Origin of the sequence: Pseudobacter sp., from assembly GCF_051955275.1 — a bacterium.
Classification (GTDB): domain Bacteria; phylum Bacteroidota; class Bacteroidia; order Chitinophagales; family Chitinophagaceae; genus Pseudobacter.
On the sequence record NZ_JBQCGW010000050.1, the window covers coordinates 15276 to 35169 of the forward strand.

At 49.7% G+C, this 19894-nt stretch carries 10 protein-coding genes; 7 read left to right on the top strand and 3 right to left on the bottom strand.

Annotated elements, in window-relative coordinates; genetic code table 11:
- Positions 1 to 3 precede the first annotated feature (3 nt).
- The 3 genes from ACTHMC_RS05010 (at position 4) to ACTHMC_RS05020 (ending at position 6474) form a co-directional block, all read left to right on the top strand.
- Positions 4 to 1029, top strand: coding sequence for a LacI family DNA-binding transcriptional regulator (locus tag ACTHMC_RS05010; protein WP_440411391.1), 1026 nt, complete (start codon positions 4 to 6; stop codon positions 1027 to 1029).
- 92 nt (positions 1030 to 1121) lie between these two features.
- Positions 1122 to 3137 (top strand): beta-L-arabinofuranosidase domain-containing protein, encoded by a 2016-nt coding sequence (locus tag ACTHMC_RS05015; protein ID WP_440411392.1) that lies wholly within the window; start codon positions 1122 to 1124, stop codon positions 3135 to 3137.
- 100 nt (positions 3138 to 3237) lie between these two features.
- The gene (locus tag ACTHMC_RS05020) at positions 3238 to 6474 is read left to right on the top strand and encodes a S41 family peptidase (RefSeq protein ID WP_440411393.1); all 3237 of its coding nucleotides are present in this window, start codon (positions 3238 to 3240) and stop codon (positions 6472 to 6474) included.
- Between the two features lie 75 nt (positions 6475 to 6549).
- On the opposite strand, the gene ACTHMC_RS05025 is transcribed toward ACTHMC_RS05020, so the two are convergent.
- From ACTHMC_RS05025 to ACTHMC_RS05035, 3 genes are read right to left on the bottom strand one after another with little or no spacing between them, the layout of a single operon-like run.
- A complete protein-coding gene (locus tag ACTHMC_RS05025; RefSeq protein WP_440411394.1) occupies positions 6550 to 7272 on the bottom strand; it encodes a copper homeostasis protein CutC in 723 nt (240 codons plus the stop codon).
- Between the two features lie 15 nt (positions 7273 to 7287).
- Positions 7288 to 8316 (bottom strand): N(4)-(beta-N-acetylglucosaminyl)-L-asparaginase, encoded by a 1029-nt coding sequence (locus tag ACTHMC_RS05030; RefSeq protein WP_440411395.1) that lies wholly within the window; start codon positions 8314 to 8316, stop codon positions 7288 to 7290.
- 26 nt (positions 8317 to 8342) lie between these two features.
- Positions 8343 to 12392, bottom strand: a complete 4050-nt coding sequence (locus ACTHMC_RS05035) for a two-component regulator propeller domain-containing protein (protein ID WP_440411397.1) — start codon at positions 12390 to 12392, stop codon at positions 8343 to 8345.
- Between the two features lie 182 nt (positions 12393 to 12574).
- On the opposite strand from ACTHMC_RS05035, the gene ACTHMC_RS05040 reads away from it, so the two are divergent.
- From ACTHMC_RS05040 to ACTHMC_RS05055, 4 genes are read left to right on the top strand one after another with little or no spacing between them, the layout of a single operon-like run.
- Positions 12575 to 15772: a DUF1553 domain-containing protein gene (locus ACTHMC_RS05040; RefSeq protein WP_440411398.1), complete on the top strand. Its 3198-nt coding sequence runs from the start codon at positions 12575 to 12577 to the stop codon at positions 15770 to 15772.
- A gap of 16 nt (positions 15773 to 15788) precedes the next feature.
- Positions 15789 to 17264, top strand: coding sequence for a DUF1501 domain-containing protein (locus ACTHMC_RS05045; protein ID WP_440411400.1), 1476 nt, complete (start codon positions 15789 to 15791; stop codon positions 17262 to 17264).
- Between the two features lies 1 nt (position 17265).
- On the top strand, positions 17266 to 18318 hold the full coding sequence (locus tag ACTHMC_RS05050; protein ID WP_440411402.1) for a 6-bladed beta-propeller: 1053 nt from the start codon (positions 17266 to 17268) through the stop codon (positions 18316 to 18318).
- Between the two features lie 38 nt (positions 18319 to 18356).
- On the top strand, positions 18357 to 19772 hold the full coding sequence (locus ACTHMC_RS05055) for a c-type cytochrome domain-containing protein (protein WP_440411404.1): 1416 nt from the start codon (positions 18357 to 18359) through the stop codon (positions 19770 to 19772).
- Positions 19773 to 19894 lie beyond the last annotated feature (122 nt).

The following is a 19894-nucleotide window of genomic DNA, read 5'->3' on the forward strand; positions in this document are numbered from 1 at the left end:
ACTATGATTACCAGGGTTACCATTGAAGATATTGCGCGGGAGCTGAAGATCACCGCTGCTACTGTGTCGCGTGCATTGAACGATCATCCCGGCATCAGTGAGAGCACCCGCAAACGCGTGAAAGAAACAGCTGCAAAGCTGCACTACCAGCCTAACCGGATCGCGAGCTCGCTCCGGTTGGGCCGGACCAAACTCCTGGGTGTGATCATCCCCAGTGCGGAGATCAATTTTTTCGGATCTGTGATCCATGGGATCGAGCGCATCGCCACGCAGAACAATTACAGTGTGCTCATTTACCAGTCCAACGAAATGTATGAACTGGAAAAGAAAGGAGTCCAGGCATTCCTGCAATCGCAGGTGGATGGCGTGCTGGCCTCGGTTTCCAAAGAAACCATCAATGCCGATCATTACCTGGAGATCAAAAAACGCGGCGTACCCCTGGTGCTGTTCGACAGGGCGATGGATTCTCTCGGCGTGCCTTCCGTAGTGATCGATGATTATGCAGGAGCTTTTGCGGCCACCAAACACCTGATAGAACAGGGGTGCAGAAGGATCGCGCATATCGGGGGGCAACAGCATGTGAGTATCTTCAACCAGCGCCTGAAAGGGTATATCGATGCGCTGAATGTGCATGGCATTGCCGTGAATGATGATGCCATCGTGTATGGAAAAGTGAGCATCGAATCCGGCAGGGAATGCATGCAGCAGTTACTGGGCCTGTCCGGAGCACCGGATGCTGTGTTTGCAGTGGAAGACTTTACCGCGCTGGGCGCCATGCAATGTATCAAGGATGCAGGGATCCGCATTCCGGAAGAGATCGCTGTCATCGGATTTGCCAATGAACAGTTCTGCGAATTTCTGACACCTGCACTGTCATCCGTGAACCAGCAGACGGTCACCATGGGAGAGAAGGCTGCTGAATTACTGTTCAGTGAACTGCAATCCGCCGACCGCTACCAAAACCCGGCCCGGAAGATCATCCTGGAAGCAAGACTGGTTTGCCGCGCTTCGAGCATCATAAAGAGGTAAATTGTAATAAATGTACAGATATGTATTTCATCGCCTTCAAACATTTAGCAGCAGTCGTTAGCAGGGCAGTCGGAAAATTACCTGGGAGGCAAATGCAGTTGTTGTTTTGCCTGTTGATGGGGAGTAGCAGTCTGCCTGCCCAGGAATTTTCTTCTTCCGGCAGTTTTCAACTATCTGCGTATAAAGAGCTTCCGCTCGGAGCTGTAAAGCCGAAAGGGTGGTTGCTGCACCAGTTGCAGCTGATGCGCAATGGCAGCACAGGCCACCTGGACAGCATACATAAGAAGATCCGCGGCAATGGCTGGCTTGGCGGCAAAGGAGATGGCTGGGAAGCCACGCCCTACTGGCTGGATGGCGCAGTGCCACTGGCATGGTTACTCGAAGACGATAGCCTCAAGCAGCATACGATGAAATACATCAACTGGGTGCTGGACCATCAGCGCCCATCCGGTTATTTCGGTCCAATTACCAAACAGGAGCGGGAGACCGGCATCACCATCACTGCTGCGGATTGCAACAATGGAGAAGACTGGTGGCCCAAAATGGTGATGCTGAAAGTGCTGCAGCAATATTATTCCGCAACGGAAGACAAGCGTGTTCTTGCTTTCATGACAAAATATTTCCGGTACCAGTTGCAGACCCTGAAGGGTTGTCCCTTATCCAAATGGACTGAATGGGCCGAAGCGCGCGGAATGGACAATGCCCTGATGGTGCAATGGCTGTACAGTAAAACAAAACAACCCGAGCTCCTGAAACTGTCAGCACTGCTGCAACAGCAAACCATTCCCTGGAGCCGTTTCTTTGCGGGCCGCGACTGGGTGATCAATGCCGCCACTTACCAGAATGATGAGAAATGGATGACCAGGCATGGTGTGAATGTGGGCATGGCATTGAAAGATCCTGCCGTGCAATACCAGCGCACCGGCGATAAACGTTACCTGCAGGCCCTGCATACAGGTTTCCGCGATCTGATGACATTACATGGATTGCCGTTTGGCTGCTTCTCGGCGGATGAAGACCTTCATGGCAACCTGCCTACACAGGGTACGGAGCTCTGTGCCATCGTGGAAGCCATGTTCTCCCTTGAAACCATCATCGGCATTACTGGAGATACCAGGTATATGGATGCGCTGGAGCGCGCCACCTTCAATGGACTTCCTGCACAGACCACCGTTGATTACAATAACAAACAATACTTCCAGATCGCCAACCAGGTGCATATCAAACGTGGTGTATTCACTTTCTCTTTACCATTTGACCGGGAAATGAACAATGTGCTGGGCATGCGCAGCGGTTATACCTGCTGCCTGGAGAATATGCACCAGGGCTGGACCAAATTCACCACCCATCTCTGGTTTGGAACACCCGATGATGGGATCGCGGCGCTTCATTACAGTCCTTCTGAAGTGACTGCGAAACTTGGGAGATCCAGAACGCCGGTCACCATTAAAGAATCAACCAGCTATCCGTTTGACAATTCAATTCAATTTGAGATCAGCACGGCTTCAGTTGCAAACTTTCCATTCAGTCTTCGCATTCCTGCCTGGTGTAAGGCAGCTGTAATCAGCATTAATGGTATAAAAGAACGTACAGAAAAGGGTGGACAGGTGGTCACGCTCTTGCGTACGTGGAAGAACGGTGACAGGATCACCCTTGAATTACCAATGGAAGTGCAGATCTCGCAATGGGGTGCCAATTCGCGCACGGTTGAAAGAGGCCCGTTGGTGTATGCACTGAAATTGAAAGAAAACTGGAAACAGGAAACCGATGAATATCAGGGTGATTATTTCACCGTTCACACACCCGATGCCTGGAACTATGGCATTGTGGAATCCCAGTTGAAACAGTCGCCCGACTCCTGGAATATAAAAACGGTAAAACCTGTGCAGGATGATTTTGCCTGGGACCTGGCGCATGCACCCATAGAAATTTCCATTCAGGCAAAAAAGATCCCCGGCTGGATCATTGCCCAGGATATCGCGTTGACGCCGGTCACGGCCCGTGACGGATTATTCATGGGAAGGGTAGACCCACAGGAAGAAACCATTACCCTGGTGCCGTATGGCTGCACCAAACTGAGGATCGTGGCCTTTCCGGTGGTGAAATAGGTGATTTCAACTGTTCATACCCCGATATTCCCCGTTGATGGAATAAATATTTGCAACGTTGTTGAAATTTTTACTTTAGCCGGGAGAAAATTCACACCCCATGCGTTACATTCTATCTGTTTTACTCTCATTGAGTTTTTACACAGCTATCCATGCCCAGGGCAATGCCCTCTGGCTGCGATATCCCAGTATTTCTCCCGACGGAAAATCAATTGTATTCGGTTACAAGGGCGACCTCTATCGTGTAGATGCCACTGGTGGAACGGCCACGCCGCTCACCATCCACGAAGCACACGATATGATGCCCGTCTGGAGCCATGATGGAAAAACCATCGCTTTTGCCAGCGACCGCTATGGAAATTTCGATGTATTTGTAATGCCTGCCACAGGCGGTACGCCGGTACGTCTCACTGTCAACAGCGCCAATGATTATCCCTACGATTTCAGCAGGGATAACAGCCAGGTACTGTTTGGCAGCGGCAAGAATGCACCTGCCACCAGTGTAAGGTTCCCTTCACCACGTTTGTTCCGTAACCTGTACCAGGTGCCAGTCAAAGGCGGAAGGCCATTGCTGGTGAGCGCTGCGGGTATGGATATGGCAAAATATAATAATGATGGTACACAGATCATTTTTGAAGACCGCAAAGGATATGAAGATCCCTGGCGCAAACACCATACTTCTTCTGTAACCCGCGATATCTGGGTGTATTCCATCAAACCCAATACTTACCGTAAAATTTCCACTTATAGTGGAGAAGACCGCGAACCGCTTTTCGCCGATAATAACAATGCATATTACCTGAGCGAAAAGGGCGGCATCTCTCAGAATCTCTTCAAAGCATCCCTTACCGATCCGGCTAAAATGGAACAACTGACCAGCTTCAAGGATCATCCCGTCCGTCATCTGTCGAAGTCCGCTGATAATACGCTCTGTTTCACTTATAACGGGGATATCTATACGCTGAAGGAAGGGGGCCGCCCGCAAAAAGTGACCGTAAATATCTTCAACGATGGCCGTGCCGCAGTTGAAAAGATCCTGCCGGTGAACGGCAACGTCACTGAGTTTGCGCTGAGCCCCGATGGTAAGGAGATTGCCTTTGTTACCAGGGGTGAGATCTTTGTGACCAGTGTGGAAGGTAACCAGACCAAACGTATCACCAATACGCCTGAACAGGAGCGTATGGTGGACTGGGCCCCTGATGGTAAAACCCTGATCTATGCCGCAGAGCGCAACGATAACTGGGATATTTACACCTGTAAAATTGAAAGAAAGGAAGAGCCTTATTTCTTTGCTTCAACAGTATTGAAAGAAGAGCCGCTCCTGGCAACCGCAGCAGAAGAATTCCTGCCCAAATTCTCTCCCGATGGAAAAGAAGTGGCTTACTGGGAGAACAGGAATGTGCTGCGTGTGTACAATCTCGCAACTAAGAAATCACGCACCCTGATTCCCCAGGGAAGGAACTACAGTTATGCCGATGGTGATATCGATTTCAACTGGAGCCCTGATAGCAAATATCTCCTCGCTTCTGACCAGTACTTTGGTTTCGGTGGCGGTAATGCTGCCCTGATAAAAGCGGATGGTACAGGTACCATCCTGCATCCTGTGAAGAGTGGATTCGGTGAAACCCGCCCTAAATGGGCGCTGGGTGGCAAAGCCATTACCTGGGCCAACTTCAAAGAGGGCCGCAAATCACTGGCCTTCCAGGGATCGCGTGAAATGGATATCTATGCCATGTTCTTCGACCAGGAAGCATTCGACCGTTACCAGCTGAGCAAAGAAGATTTCGATCTGCTGAAAGAAAAAGAAGACAAGCTCACGAAGAGTAAACCGGCTGCTGATTCTGCTGTTAAAAAAGCAGGTGAGAAACGTGATTCCGCCATCCGCTCCTGGAGCCCGGACCTCAGCGATCTCGACAGCCGCATGCAAAGGCTTACGCTCAACAGCGCCAGTATCAGCGACTATGTGCTCAGTCCTGATGGCAGCAAAGTATATTACCTCGCCGCACTGGAGCGTGGCTTTGATCTTTGGGTTGCTGAACCCCGTACCAATCAGACACGCATGCTTGCCAAACTGGGCAGCACCGGTGGCAGCATCAAAATGAGCAAGGATGGCAAAAGCCTTTTTGTGTCAAACAGGGGTGGACTGATGAAAGTGGATGAGATGGGCAAGGTAACACCCGTGACCATCAACGGAGAGATGATCGTGAACAATGCCGGCGAACGCGAATACATTTTCAACCACGCCTGGCGCCAGGTGAAAGCCAAGTTCTATGATCCCAAACTACATGGTATCAACTGGGAGCAATACAAAAAAGACTACGCGAAATTCCTGCCGCATATTTCAAATAACTACGATTTCCAGGAACTGCTGAGTGAATTGCTGGGTGAACTGAACGGATCGCATACTGGTGGACGTTACAGACCTGTGAACGCCAACCCTGATAATACATCAAGCATCGGGATACTGGCTGATGAAACTTTCACCGGCAATGGTGTGAAGATCGGTGAAGTGATCAAAGGCGGTCCCCTGCATAAAGCCAGCAGCAAGGCCCGCGCAGGCCATATCATTGAAAAGATCGATGGTACGCTGATCTCTCCGGCAACTGACTGGGATGCGCTGATGAACAGGAGAACAGGACAGGATGTATTACTCAGCCTGCTTGACCCCACAACAAACACGCGCTGGGAGCAAACAGTAAAACCCATCTCCGGTGATGAAGAAGCCGGCCTGCTCTATAAACGCTGGGTGAAGAAAATGAGTGACCTGGTTGACAGTTTGAGTGGTGGTAAACTCGGTTATGTACATGTACAGGGTATGAACGATGGCAGCTACAGGACCGTAGTGGATGAAGTGATGGGCAAACACCGCGAAAAGCAGGGACTGGTGGTTGACACCCGTTTCAATGGCGGGGGCTGGCTGCACAATGATCTCAATACTTTCCTGAGTGGCAAAGCCTATTTCAATTTCGCGCCACAGAGCAACAGGCTGCCTGTTCCTGATCCGCTGGATCGCTGGACCAAGCCCAGCATCGTGCTCATGAGTGAAGGGAACTACAGTGATGCACATCTCTTCCCGTATGCCTATAAGAACAATGGCATCGGTAAACTGGTGGGCATGCCTGTGCCGGGCACCGGAACTGCCGTATGGTGGGAAACACAGATCGATCCTACGATCGTATTCGGTATCCCCATGATCGCTGTGATAGGGAAGGAAGACCGTCCGGTGGAGAACCTGCAACTGGAGCCGGATGTATTGGTTCCGTTGAGTTATGAATTATTCCTCGCAGGTAAAGATCCGCAGCTGGAAGCAGCGGTGAAAGAATTACTGAAGAAGTAAAGTGTACAATAATAATCTCGCTGTGGCCAGTCACCCGCGCCCCCGCGAGCGACTGGCCACACACTGAGTAATTTATTACGCCATAGCCGCTAAGATCCCTCTCAGCTCTTCCTCATCCGGCAGATATACATTGCCGAAATCCGTTACCAGCGGGTTGCTGAAGCTCATCGGGTTCACTGTTGCCTTTCTCACCGAGCCATGATATTCCTTCGCTCCGGATTCTTCCATCAGCTTTTTGATATTGGAGGCGCGGATACCTGCACCTGGCATGATGATGATCCTGTCCCCAGCCTGCTTCACCAGTTTGCCGAGCAGCTCGCCGGCTTCGGGCGCGCCGCTTAACTGTCCGGATGTAAGTATGCGCTCACAGCCTGCCGCGATGATATCCTCCAGTGCCTGGAAGGGATCGGGAGTAGCATCAAATGCGCGATTACAGGTAACGCCCATGGGACCGGCCAGCTCCACGAATTCCTTCAGCCTCTCTATATCAATTTCACCATTGATCTTTTGCACGCCAATGGAAATCCCATCGCAGCCCAGTTCCCTGCAGACAGCAATATCCTGTTTGAGGATCTCGATTTCATCTTCATCGTAATAATAATTTCCGCAGCGAGGGCGGAGGATAGGATAGAGCTTGATGGAGATGCGCTCGCGCGTACGTTTGATGGTACCGTAACTGGGCGTGGTACCGCCTTCCACGGGATTGTCGCAGAGCTCAACGCGGTAAGCGCCCGCTTTTTCAGCGATCATGCAGGATTGTAGATTGAAAGCGCAGACTTCGAGAATTGCTTTGGGCATAATATGTTTGGTTGATTAGTAAATATTCTTTGCAGTATGAAACTGGTCTTCGGCATTCGACCTCACGTGGAAAGTGAAACCTGTCTGTAATGCATATGCGCCGTATTCCCCGTTCCTGTTCATGGCCAGGAATCCCACCTGGATATCCTTCGCTTTGGCCGGGTTCCTGCTGATGATGCGCTCTACTGCTTCCTTGCAGGCAATTTCCGGGCTGCGGCCCTGGCGCATCAGCTCAACAATGAGGTGGGAACCAACAATGCGTATCACCTCTTCTCCCACACCGGTAGCGGTAGCGCCGCCAACCTCCGGGTCTACGTATAAACCAGCGCCAATGATGGGAGAGTCGCCTACACGTCCCTGCATTTTAAAGCTCAGTCCGCTGGTGGTGCAGGCGCCGCTGAGCCTGCCTTGCTGGTCGAGGGCAAGCATGCCGATGGTATCATGGTTCTCTTTGCCGCCGGGCATGGGATCATTGGTCTTATCGTAAAGCTGGTTTTCAATATTCTTAACGGGTGAATAATTGCTTTTCTTCAGCCACTCCTTCCAGTAGTTTTCGCTCCACTCCGTAAGCAGGTTTTCCTTTTTGAAACCATGGGCCAGCGCAAAGCGGAGAGCGCCTTCTCCCGTAAGAATGATATGCGGCGTTTTCTCCATAATAAGCCTGGCTACAGAAATGGGATGCTTGATATATTCCAGGCACATCACGGAACCGCAATTGTATTTGTCGTCCATGATACAGGCGTCCAGCGTAACCCGGCCATCACGGTCCGGTATGCCGCCATAACCGACACTGCGCACCAGCGGGTCCCCTTCCGGAACTTTCACGCCGGTTTCAACCGCATCCAGTGCATGGCCATTATTGCTCAGGACCGTCCAGGCAGCTGCATTGGCCGCTTTGGCAAAGTTCCAGGTGGAGATTACAATGGGTTTTGTGCCGCCGGTAACGGCCGGTGCCGGATTGGCCGCCTGCAACAGCTTGCCGGTGGCCAGCATCCCTGCGGAACTGAGCACTCCCTGTTGCAGGAATTTTCTACGGGTAGACATTAGCGTTAGTTTATGTTAGTACAATCTTATAATTGTGTGTCTTCTTTTTGGCCCTGTGCATACTCACTGGGTGTTTTGCCGAACTGCTTCTTGAATTCCTGGCTGAAATATTTCCGGTCGTTATATCCCACGGCAAACGCCACTTCATAGACGGTCATTTGTTTTTCCTGTAAGAGCTGTGCCGCTTTTTTCAGTCGCAGCGATTTTACGAAATCATTCACTGACATCTTGCTCACCGCCTTGATCTTCTTGTACAGGATGGGTGCGCTCATAGCCACTTTCCGGCTGAGCATGTCCACCCCGAAATCAGGATGATCCATATTCTCTTCCACAATCTGGATCACACGTTGCAGGAACTCCTGTTCCACCGGGTTGAGCACACTGATCTTTTCTTCTTCCACTACCGGGGCAGCTGAATGCGTGCTCACCTGCTGCAGGAATAATTGTCTCAGCCTTTCCCTGGCTGCCAGCAGGTTCCGGACATTAAGTTCTAGGATCCGGTTGCTGAATGGCTTGGTGAGATACATGTCTGCGCCCGTTTCCAGCCCCGTCACCTGGTCTGTTTGTGTACTTTTGGCTGTCAGCAGGATCACAGGGATATGGCTGGTTCGTTCATCTGTTTTGAGGCGGTGGCAGAATTCAATACCATCCATCTTCGGCATCATCACATCACTGATGATGAGGTCTGGCAATTGAGTGGTAGCGATATCAAGTCCATCTTCCCCGTTGCCTGCTTCCCATACATAATAGTGAGGCGAAAAAGTTTCCCTGATCATATTCCGGAGCTCCGGATTGTCTTCCACAATAAGGATACCTGCCTTGCCGGATGGCTGATGCAACAGTTGCTCTGTTTTATTGGCGGGTTGTTTCGCCGCTTCTTCATCCGGATGCAATACCCTTGCATCTTTGAGCAATTCCTGGCTGAAATGCTTATTGCCTTTAAGCAGGGTAACGATGAAACTGGTGCGGTTGCTGCCCGTGGCGGCATCGGTATCGCTCTCGGCCACTATTGACCCTTTATGCAGTTGAACGATATTCCTGGACAAGGCCAGGCCAATACCGTAGCCGGTGTTCTGCAGTCCATGATCGTCCACCTGGAAAAAGTTGGTGAATACTTTATCCAGGTATTCAGGAGCAATGCCTCTGCCATCATCCGTAATGGAAATGATCACTTCTTTGTTGTTCTCTTTTATCTCTACCCAAATATGTCCGTTTTCCGGTGTGAACTTGATGGCATTGGTCATGAGATTGAAGAATACTTTTTCCAGTTGCTCCGCATCGAACCAAAGCGGGATTGAATCTCCATCGAAGAGGAGAGAGGTGGAAATTTTCTTCTGTATGCAGATGTCACGGAAGCTGTTGTACACTTCTTCCAGGAAAGGGATCAGTTCCTGTTCCTGAACGATCAGTCGTAGATTTCCTGTTTCCGCTTTACGGAAATCCATTAATTCACTCACCAGTTTCAATAACCTGTTTCCATTCTGCCTTACTGAGTTGAGCTGCTGCCGGAAGAAACTGCTGGTATCATCCGAGTCCAGCATCCTTTCCACCGGCGCCATGATGAGCGTCAGGTGTGTTCTGATCTCATGAGAGATATTGGTAAAGAAATTGAGTTTTACCTGGTGTAATTCTTCTTCTTTTTTCAGCAGAGCGCCGAGCAGGAAGTAACGAAGCACTAAGAATACCACACCGCCAACAGCCAGGATATACAGGCAATAAGCCCACCAGGTAAGCCAGAACGGAGGCAGTACCGTTACTTTGAAACTGATAGGATCGCTCCATACACCATCGTTGTTGGCTCCCTTCACCAGGAAATTATAATTGCCCGGAGGCAGATTGGTGTAACCCGCGCTGGCCGTATTGGTATAGAGCCAGTCCTTATCATATCCTTCCAGCTTGTATGCATAACTGTTCTTATTACTCTTGATGAAATTGAGTAAAGCAAATTCAAGCGTGAGTACATCCTGGTTATGCCTGAGCGTGATGTCTGCTGTGCCGGTGATATTCTCTTTCAGGATGCCGGTAGCATCACCAGGTTCTACAACTGTATTCAACAGCCTGATACCTGTGATCACAATCCTGCCTGCTTTCTGGTTGCTTTGTATCTTCTCCGGGAAGAAATGCGTGATGCCATTGAAACCGCCAAAGAAAAATTCTCCATGGCTGTCGCGGTAATAAGAATTATTGTTGAAGGCATTGCCTGCAATACCATCACTCACGGTGAAGATCTGCAGGAGATCCTGACGGGGATTGAATTTGAGCAGACCTTTATCGCTGCTGAGCCAGAGGTTCTGCTGGTTGTCTTCCAGGATGCCGAGGATATTCCGGTTACCGATCTTTTCGGGTTGATTGTAGTAAGTGAGTTTACCCGTTTGTTCATCATAACTGGCCAGGCCTCCCTGTTGGATCCCCACCCAGATCTGTGATTGCCTGTTCTGCTGAATGCAATTCACGAGGTCTGAAGAAACCTTGCGGAACTGTTCTCCTTCCAGCAGGTACAATCCATCGGTGGTAGCCACCCAGAGCCGGTGTTTGTCATCTTCAAAAAATGCATTCGCAGTGGCCTTGAAAGGGGCCTGTGCAGTTATGGCATTGTTGACGGGTTCCAGTCCCTGCGGCACTTTATTGAAGAGCTTGATGCCGAAAGTGGTGCCTACCCAGAATCTTCCTTTACTATCTTCATAGATACCTACCACTTCCTGGTTGAGCAGCACCGCATCATTCTGGTCAAATAGAAATTTCCTGAATTCATTTTTCTCAGGATCAAAAAGGTTAAGGCCGCCCCCGTGGGTACCTGCCCAGATCTTGCCCTGCCAGTCGCGGTACACTACTTTCACCAGGTTGCTCCCCAGAGAGCGGGCATCGCCGGGATTGTGCTTGAAATTCCTGATCCTGCCATTGGTCCTGTCGTAGTAATTGAGGCCACCACCTTCCGTTCCGATCCAGAGATTTTTCTTTTCATCCTCCACGATGCTGCTGATCACATTGTTGTTGAGGAAGAAAGGCTGGTCTTTTTTCCGGAGGATACTGAACGGAGTATTCACGGCCCAGGTATAGTTGAGCCCTCCGAAATAAGTACCCACCCAGATATTGCCTGCATTGTCTTCATAGAGACTGTACACACTGTTCTGGCTGATGCTTTCGGGGTTATTGTCGTCCTGCTGATAGGAGTTGAGCAGGTTGCCTTCTTCATTTAAGATGCTGATCCCTTCCTGGGTGCCTACCCAGAGGCGGCTGTCCTTATCCACCAGCAGTTTGCGGATATTATTGTGGATGATGCTGTTGGTGCCCGGTTGGTGCAGGAACCTGGTGAACTTTCCTGTTTTATTGTCGAACCGGTTGAGGCCGTTGGTATGGGTGCCGACCCAGATCCTGCCCTGGCGGTCCTCTTCGATGGCAGTGATGAAATCGCTGCTGATGGAAGAAGCATCAGTGGGAATATGTTTGAAAACCTGAATGTCTTTCTGATTGCCGGATTTACTGATACGGAAGAGGCCGGCCGTGGTACCTATCCAGAAATTTCCACTGCGGTCTTCCAGGATGGAACGTACTCCCCAGGAGGCAGCATTGCCCGTTCCTGCAAAATCCACCAGCTCAGGCTGTTCATTGTCCGTAGTACTGATGAGGTAAAGCCCAGCGTTGGTTCCTGCCCAGATCTTTCCTTTTTTATCCTCATAAATACTGTAAATATTGAGTGGGGCCTGGGAAGGAAGCTGCATTCTTTTGAAACGGTCGCTATCAGGCAGGTATTTATTGAGCCCTGCGTAAGTTCCTACCCAGAGATTTTTCCGGGAATCGCTCAGTACGGAAAGAATATTATTGCTGCTGAGGGTAGTGCTGTCATTGGCGCGGTACTGGTATACCCTGAAGCGGTTTCCGTCGTACCGGTTCAAGCCATTGGAAGTGCCTGCCCAGATAAAGCCCGGATGATCCTGCCCGATGGCGAGCACCGCATTCTGCGAAAGGCCGTTCTCCACCGTGAGATGATGGAAGGCAGGCTGCTGGGCGCGAAGCCCGGTTTGCCAGAGCAACAGGAAAATGAGTGACCGGATGATATGGAATGGAAGCAGTCGCATGATGGTACAGATACCGTTTTAAGCAGATGACATAAATATAGAGATGAAACTGCAACGGGGAGCGGCTTTTAAGGAAATCCCACCAGATATTTAAGATTATCCCCCTTATATTCGGATATTGAATTCCATATTTGTAGTGTAAGGGATCAGCGTGCCCCGGCACAAATATTACCAAAATGAAAATGCGATTGAACAAAGCCATTATTACAGGCAGTGGGCTCTTCCTGCTTGTGCTCGCCATCGGGAAATGGATGGGGAAAGCTTCCCTCGATATTCCTGAAGAGGTGGAGGCGGTGATGGCCACATTGCCTGATGAACTCGACTACAATCTTCACGTTAAAAGAATCCTCTCCGATAAATGTTTCAGTTGCCATGGACCGGATGCCGCCAAACAAAAAGGTGATCTGCGTCTCGATCTGGCAGATGCGGCCTATTCCAAAAAAGCAGAGAGTGGTCTCTTTGCCATCGATGCCGGCAGTATCGCCAACAGTGAAATGGCGCACCGTATCCTCAGTTCCGATAGGGATTATATGATGCCCACACCGTCATCACACCTTAGCCTCACAACTGAAGAAAAGGCAACCCTCCTGAAATGGATCGACCAGGGCGCGAAGTACAAACCTCACTGGGCCTTTGTTGCGCCTGAAAAAAAGAAACTCCCTGAAGTAAAACAAAAAGAATGGGTGAAGAATGAGATCGATCGTTTTGTACTGGCAAGGCTTGAAAAAGAAGGACTGACTCCTTCTGCCGAAGCCGATAAAGAAACACTGATCCGTCGCGTGGCCTTTGATATTACCGGACTGCCACCCACCATCGAGGAGATCAATGCCTTTGTTCAGGATAATAAGCCCGATGCATATGAGAAAATGGTGGACCATTTCCTGCAATCCCCGCGTTACGGAGAAAGGATGGCTGCCTGGTGGCTGGATGTGGCCAGGTTCGCAGACAGTCATGGTTACCTGGATGACAAGCACCGGGATGCCAGTGCCTGGCGCGACTGGGTGATCAAGGCCTACAACAGCAACCTCCCTTATGATCAGTTCATCAGCTGGCAGCTGGCCGGCGACCTGCTGCCCAATGCCACCAAAGAACAGATCCTGGCAACAGGTTTCAACCGCAATCAGAAACAGAATTCAGAAGCAGGCATCCTGCCGGAAGAATTCCGCGTGGAATACGTGGTGGATCGAACCAATACATTAGGCACCGCCCTGATGGGCCTCACCGTAAGCTGTGCCAAATGCCATGATCACAAATACGATCCCATCAGTCAGAAAGAATATTTTTCACTTTACGCATTTTTCAACAGCACTTTTGAATTGGGTAGTCCCAATTTCAGCGGTGATAATAGTATCGTACCCGGCCCAACGCTCCTGCTCAGTTCTCCGCAGACCGATATGAAGATCGATAGCATCAAACGATGGATCAGCAGCCTCGAATCTCATATCAAACCCAGGGTGGCAGCACTACCGGAAGTATCTATCAATCAGAAAATAGTTGCTTCTCTCAGTTTCGATAAAGTAGAGAAACTGCGTTTCCCGGATAAGAATAACAAAACCGTATCCGCATTCCGGAATACCGTGCAAGGAGCTACACCTGCGGAACTCAGAGCAGCACAGACCGTAACGGTAGCCGGTGTGTCCGGCAGTGCGCTGGAACTGGGAGAAGAAACCCTGGTGCATTTTCCTCCTTACACGGTTGGTTATTATGAAAGATACCAGCCTTTCTCTTTCAGTCTCTGGCTGAATGTTCCGAAAAAGTTCGATGATGTGGCCGTACTGCACCAGAGTGATCCCCGCCGTTACGGCTTCCAGGGCTATGACCTGGTGCTGAAAGAAAACAAACTCAATTTCCGGCTGATGCATGCTTTTCCGCATGACGCTATCAGTGTGGAATCCGTACAGAAGCTGGATTCAAACAAATGGCACCACGTTGCCGTGAGCTATGATGGCAGCAGCAGCGCCAAAGGTGTGCAATTGTTTATCGATGGAAAGCAGGTTCAAACCAGGGTTGAGTTCGATAACCTCAAAAAGAATATCCGTTCGCACCACAATATTCATAAGATCTATGAATTCACCGGACTGTCCTTCGGCGCCAGAACACTGGAGCGGACCATGAAAGGCGGAAAGATAGATCAGTTCTGCATGCTGGACCAGGCCATGACACCGGAAGAAGCGGCCTGGCTGTATGCCCATCCCGGTGCGGTTTTCAGCCAGCAGAAGAAAGCGGCTGATCCTGATAAAGAGAATTTACAGGTAGCACGTAAAGCACTGGCCGATCTCTACGATTCCACGCGTGAAGTAATGGTGATGGGAGATCTGCCTGCGCCAAGAAAAACACATGTATTGCTGAGGGGTGTGTATGATAGTTACGGCGATGAAGTGAAACCCGGCACCCCGGCCTCCGTACTGCCTTTCCCGGAAAACCTGCCGAAGAACAGACTGGGCTTGTCGCGCTGGCTCTTCCTTCCCGAAAACCCACTTACTTCACGGATAGCCGTGAACCATATCTGGGAAATGTATTTCGGAAGAGGACTGGTGAAGACCTCCGATGATTTCGGTAACCAGGGCGAAATGCCTTCACATCCTGAACTGCTGGATTATCTCGCTATCAAATACAGGGAAGAAGGATGGGATACGAAGAAGATGCAGAAGTTCATCCTGATGAGCGCTACCTATCGCCAGCAATCAGTGATCAGTCCTTTGTTACAGGAGAAGGATCCTCATAATATTCTGCTCGCACGCAGCAGCCGCTACAAGATGCCGGCGGAAATGATACGCGACAATGCCTTATCCATCAGCGGACTGCTCTCTTCAAAGATCGGCGGGCCAAGTGTGTATCCATACCAGCCTGCAGGATTATGGGAAGCGCTCAGTGATAAATCCTGGAGATACGTGTACAAAGAATCGGAAGGAGAGGACCTGTTCAGGAGAAGTATTTACACCATCGTAAAACGCTCCAGCCCTCCGCCTTTCATGCTGATCTTCGATGCGCCCGACAGGAATTTCTGTACCGTGAAAAGAACAGTTTCCAATTCTCCGTTGCAGGCGTTGGCCATGATGAATGATCCTACCTTCATTGAAGCCTCAAAATTTGTTTCGGCAAGAATGATGAAAGAAGGCGGCGCCACTGCTGCCGATCAGCTGGTGTATGGTTTCAGACTGGTGACCGGCCGCAAGCCCGGAGATCAGGAGAAAGCATTACTGCTGAAAATGTATAATGAAGAACTGGAGAATTTTAAAAAGTATCCGGCCAAGGCTCAGAAATTACTGGCTGTAGGCCATGCTCAAATAACATTGAAATCCGGAGCGCCTGAAACTGCAGCCTATGTGAATGTAGTGATGGCGTTGCTGAATACAGACGAATTCATTACAAGGAAGTAATATAAAAAGATCCTGTATGGACGATTTACAAAAAGCGATGTACGATCAGAGCCGCCGGGAATTCCTGCGCGGATCAGGTCTGGGATTGGGCAGTATCGCATTGGCCGGTCTGCTTGGCTGCGGCAATAAGAATGATAAAGCCATGAAGCAGGCGCTCAGTGCTGCCGGTATTGCAGATGAGAACCAGCCACTGGTGAATCCGCATTTCATTCCCAAAGCCAAACGCGTGATCTATCTCTTTCAGAGTGGAGGCCCTTCGCAGATGGAATTGTTCGATTACAAGCCGAAACTGTATGAAATGCATGGACAGGAAATCCCTGCCAGTGTATTGGGCAATGCACGTGTGAGCGGTATGACCAGCAACCAGAATGGATTTCCGCTGGCTGCGCCTGCTGCCAGTTTCAATCAATACGGAGCGGGTGGCGGTTATTTCAGTGACCTTATTCCGCACACTGCCGGCATTGCAGATGATATCACTGTTGTAAAAAGTATGTTCACGGAGCAGATCAATCATGAGCCAGCAGTGATCTTCACGCAAACCGGAAATCAGCTCAGCGGCCGCCCCAGCATCGGATCATGGATCAGTTACGGACTGGGCAGTCTCAATAATAATCTTCCTTCCTTCATCGTGCTCATCTCAAAAGGTGGTGGCGATCAGCCGATCAGTAATCTCGCATGGAGCAATGGCTTCCTGCCATCGCACCACCAGGGAGTACAATTCATGAGTGGGAAGGATCCCGTACTGTATCTCTCTTCACCCGATGGTATTGAAAAGTTAGACAGAAGAAGAGCATTGAATTTCATCCGTGAGTTCAACCTCCTGCAGAAAGATAAATGGAAAGATCCTGAGATCGACAGCCGCCTCAATCAATACGAAATGGCTTATCGCATGCAGATGGCCGTTCCGGAAATTGCGGACCTCAGCAATGAACCGCAGCATATCCTGGATATGTATGGCCCTGATGTGAAAGTGCCCGGCAGTTATGCGTATAATTGCCTGATGGCAAGAAGACTGGCGGAGAAAGATGTCCGCTTTATTCAATTGTATCACCTCGGGTGGGACCATCATGGTAAATTATCCAGTGGTATCAGAAAGGCCACCCACCAGACCGATCAGGCTTCCGCCGCACTGGTAAAGGATCTGAAACAGCGCGGACTGCTGGATGATACCCTCGTGATCTGGGGAGGTGAGTTTGGAAGAACCAGTTTCTGTCAGGGTAAGCTCACGCAGGAAGAATTCGGAAGAGACCATCACCCAGGTGCTTATTCCATCTGGATGGCGGGCGGTGGCGTGAAGAGCGGACTGGTATACGGAGCTACTGATGATTTTGCACATAATATCGTAGAGAACAAAGTGCATGTGCACGATTTCCAGGCAACCATGTTGCACCTGATGGGCATCGATCATGAGAAATTCACTTACAAAAGCCAGGGCCGCAGGTACCGCCTCACCGATGTAGCGGGGGAAGTGGTGCACGGTTTATTAGCCTGATATGAAGAGAAGAAATTTTATCCGGAATACGATCGGCGCCGGCGTAGCATTGGCAATACCCCCGGTATTCAATATCGTGAAAGCGCAGGACCGCAAAGGCGAAATAATTGGTCATGGTGATTTCAGATACCGCGTGAACAGGGAATGGGGAATGCTGGATAAGAACCGCTACCCCGTAAAGGATTGCCATGAAATGGTGATGGACAGTAAGAAGCGGCTGATCATGATCACCAATGAAACCAGGAACAATATTCTCATTTACGATAAGAGCGGCAGACTGCTGGATAGCTGGGGACATCAGTTCCCCGGTGGTCATGGTCTCACCCTGCACAATGAGGGCGGAGAGGAATTCCTTTACATCACAGATTATGATCTGCAGGAAGTATACAAAACTACCATGGATGGCAGGGTATTGCTGACCATCAAACATCCGAAATTCATCGGCCAGTACAAGGACTGTGATAAATTCCTGCCTACTGAAACAGCCATCGGGCCTAATGGAGATATCTATGTGGCGGATGGTTACGGCTCGCAGTATATTCTGCAGTACAGTTCCAAAGGAGAATTCATCAGGAAATTTGGTGGAGACAGTTTCATCAAAGACGATAAATTCAAACAGGCGCATGGGGTGGCGCTGGATAACCGTGATCCGGCCAACCCCGTGCTGATCTGTACAGACAGGGTGAAGAACTGCTTCAAGCGATTCATCCTGGATGGACAATATATCGATAGCATCCATCTGCCCGGCGCTTATATGAGCAGGCCCGTAATTGATGGAGATAATATTTACTCGGGCGTTTGTTATTCCGCGTTGAAGCACCATATGCTCACTTTGAATTCCGGGTTCGTTACCATCCTGGATAAAGAGAACAGAGTGGTGAGTAATCCCGGGGGAACAAAACCTGTGTATAAAAAAGGCGAGCTGCAGCTGATGGTGCAGGATTCGCCGGTATTCAAACATTGTCATGATGTTTGTGTTGATGATGATAAGAACCTGTACATCTGCCAGTGGATGGCGGATGGAACATACCCCATCAAACTCGAAAGGGTCTGATATTTGGAACGATTGTTAATCCTCTAAACCGGGACTGATTGATACTGCTTACTGCTGCTGAATGGATGCAATACCTCGGACATTTTCACCCTGTGATCGTACACCTGCCGATCGGGATCCTCTTTGTGTCATTTATCCTGGAACTGGTTGCCTGGAAACAAAATGCATCCGCTATACTCAAGCACTCCATTGAAATATCTCTGATCGCTGGATTCTTCAGCGCCATACTGGCCTGCGTTCTCGGCTGGTTCCTGGGGCAGGAGGGAGGTTATGAAACGAATACACTCGGCTGGCACCAGTGGATGGGAATTGGTGTGGCCGCTATTGCCGGTCTCGCCTGGCTGATGAAGAAGAAAGCAGCTGTTCCGAAAGTTTACCGGTTTGTATTGATGTTGTTATTCCTGTTGCTGATGATCACCGGTCACCTTGGCGGTAATATGACCCATGGTGAAGATTATCTCACGGCAGGAATGCCACAACCCGTTGCCGGCTGGTTGGGTATTGAAGCGAAGCAGGATTCTTTGACCGGAAGGAAACCTGTCACGGATATCAATGAAGCTTATCTGTACAAAGAGATCGTACAACCCATACTCAGCGAAAAATGTTACAGCTGCCACAGCTCTAAAAAAGTGAAAGGCTCATTGCGGATGGATGAAGAAGCGCTGCTCTTTAAAGGAGGCAAGCATGGCACCATCATTCTGCCCGGTAATGCTGCCGGCAGTGAACTGGTGAAAAGATTATCGCTTCCCATGGAAGATGATAAACGGATGCCACCGAAGGATCAGCCCCAGCTGAGCAAAGAAGAAATACAATTGATCACCTGGTGGATCAATGCTGGTGCGGATACCAAAAAGAGAGTGAAGGAACTGCAGCCAGATTCACTCGTAATGCCTTTGCTGAAATCCTTTGCAGGAGTGAAGACGGCAGATACTGTGGTCCGTGAATCCCTTTCAACCGTTTTTGAAGAAACTCCTCCCGCGCCTGATCAGAAAATCATAGATCAATTGGTCAGCAAGGGGATCATCGTATCGCCCGTAGCACAACAGAAACATTTGCTGGAAGTCAGTTGCATTAATTTCACAGGATTCGATAATAATATGGTATCACTGCTGGCGCCACTGGCAGATCATATCGTGTGGTTGCGTTTGGATAACACAGCCATTACCGATGAGGCGATGGGCGGAATCGGGAAACTCCGGAAACTGGTCAGGCTGAATCTGGCCGGTACGAAAGTCAGCAGTAATGGAATCGAAGCATTGAAGAATTTACAATATCTCGAATATATCAATATCGTCAATACCAGGGTAGATGACCGGGGGCTCCTTATCCTTTCCAACATCTCCACATTGAAGAATGTCTACTGCTGGAATTCTATGATCACCGATAATGGTATCACTGTATTCAAAAAGAAATTGCCGGAGGTAAGGATCGAAGCAGGGGATAAACGGCCATGATGAGGGAGGAAATTCATAAACCCTGATTGAGAATCAGCAAAATGCAGGGTGTTTAGATTTTTCCCCTTCTTCTTTTAAGATATTCCCTCTATGTATTTCCAAAGGCTTGCGAATTTGTAGCA

Excerpts from the sequence above, each read along its gene's own strand:
- ACTHMC_RS05010 (WP_440411391.1), top strand. The coding sequence starts at position 4 with ATGATTACCAGGGTTACCATTGAAGATATTGCGCGGGAGCTGAAGATC.
- ACTHMC_RS05015 (WP_440411392.1), top strand. The coding sequence starts at position 1,122 with ATGCAGTTGTTGTTTTGCCTGTTGATGGGGAGTAGCAGTCTGCCTGCC.
- ACTHMC_RS05020 (WP_440411393.1), top strand. The coding sequence starts at position 3,238 with ATGCGTTACATTCTATCTGTTTTACTCTCATTGAGTTTTTACACAGCT.
- ACTHMC_RS05025 (WP_440411394.1), bottom strand. The coding sequence starts at position 7,272 with ATGCCCAAAGCAATTCTCGAAGTCTGCGCTTTCAATCTACAATCCTGC.
- ACTHMC_RS05030 (WP_440411395.1), bottom strand. The coding sequence starts at position 8,316 with ATGTCTACCCGTAGAAAATTCCTGCAACAGGGAGTGCTCAGTTCCGCA.
- ACTHMC_RS05035 (WP_440411397.1), bottom strand. The coding sequence starts at position 12,392 with ATGCGACTGCTTCCATTCCATATCATCCGGTCACTCATTTTCCTGTTG.
- ACTHMC_RS05040 (WP_440411398.1), top strand. The coding sequence starts at position 12,575 with ATGCGATTGAACAAAGCCATTATTACAGGCAGTGGGCTCTTCCTGCTT.
- ACTHMC_RS05045 (WP_440411400.1), top strand. The coding sequence starts at position 15,789 with ATGGACGATTTACAAAAAGCGATGTACGATCAGAGCCGCCGGGAATTC.
- ACTHMC_RS05050 (WP_440411402.1), top strand. The coding sequence starts at position 17,266 with ATGAAGAGAAGAAATTTTATCCGGAATACGATCGGCGCCGGCGTAGCA.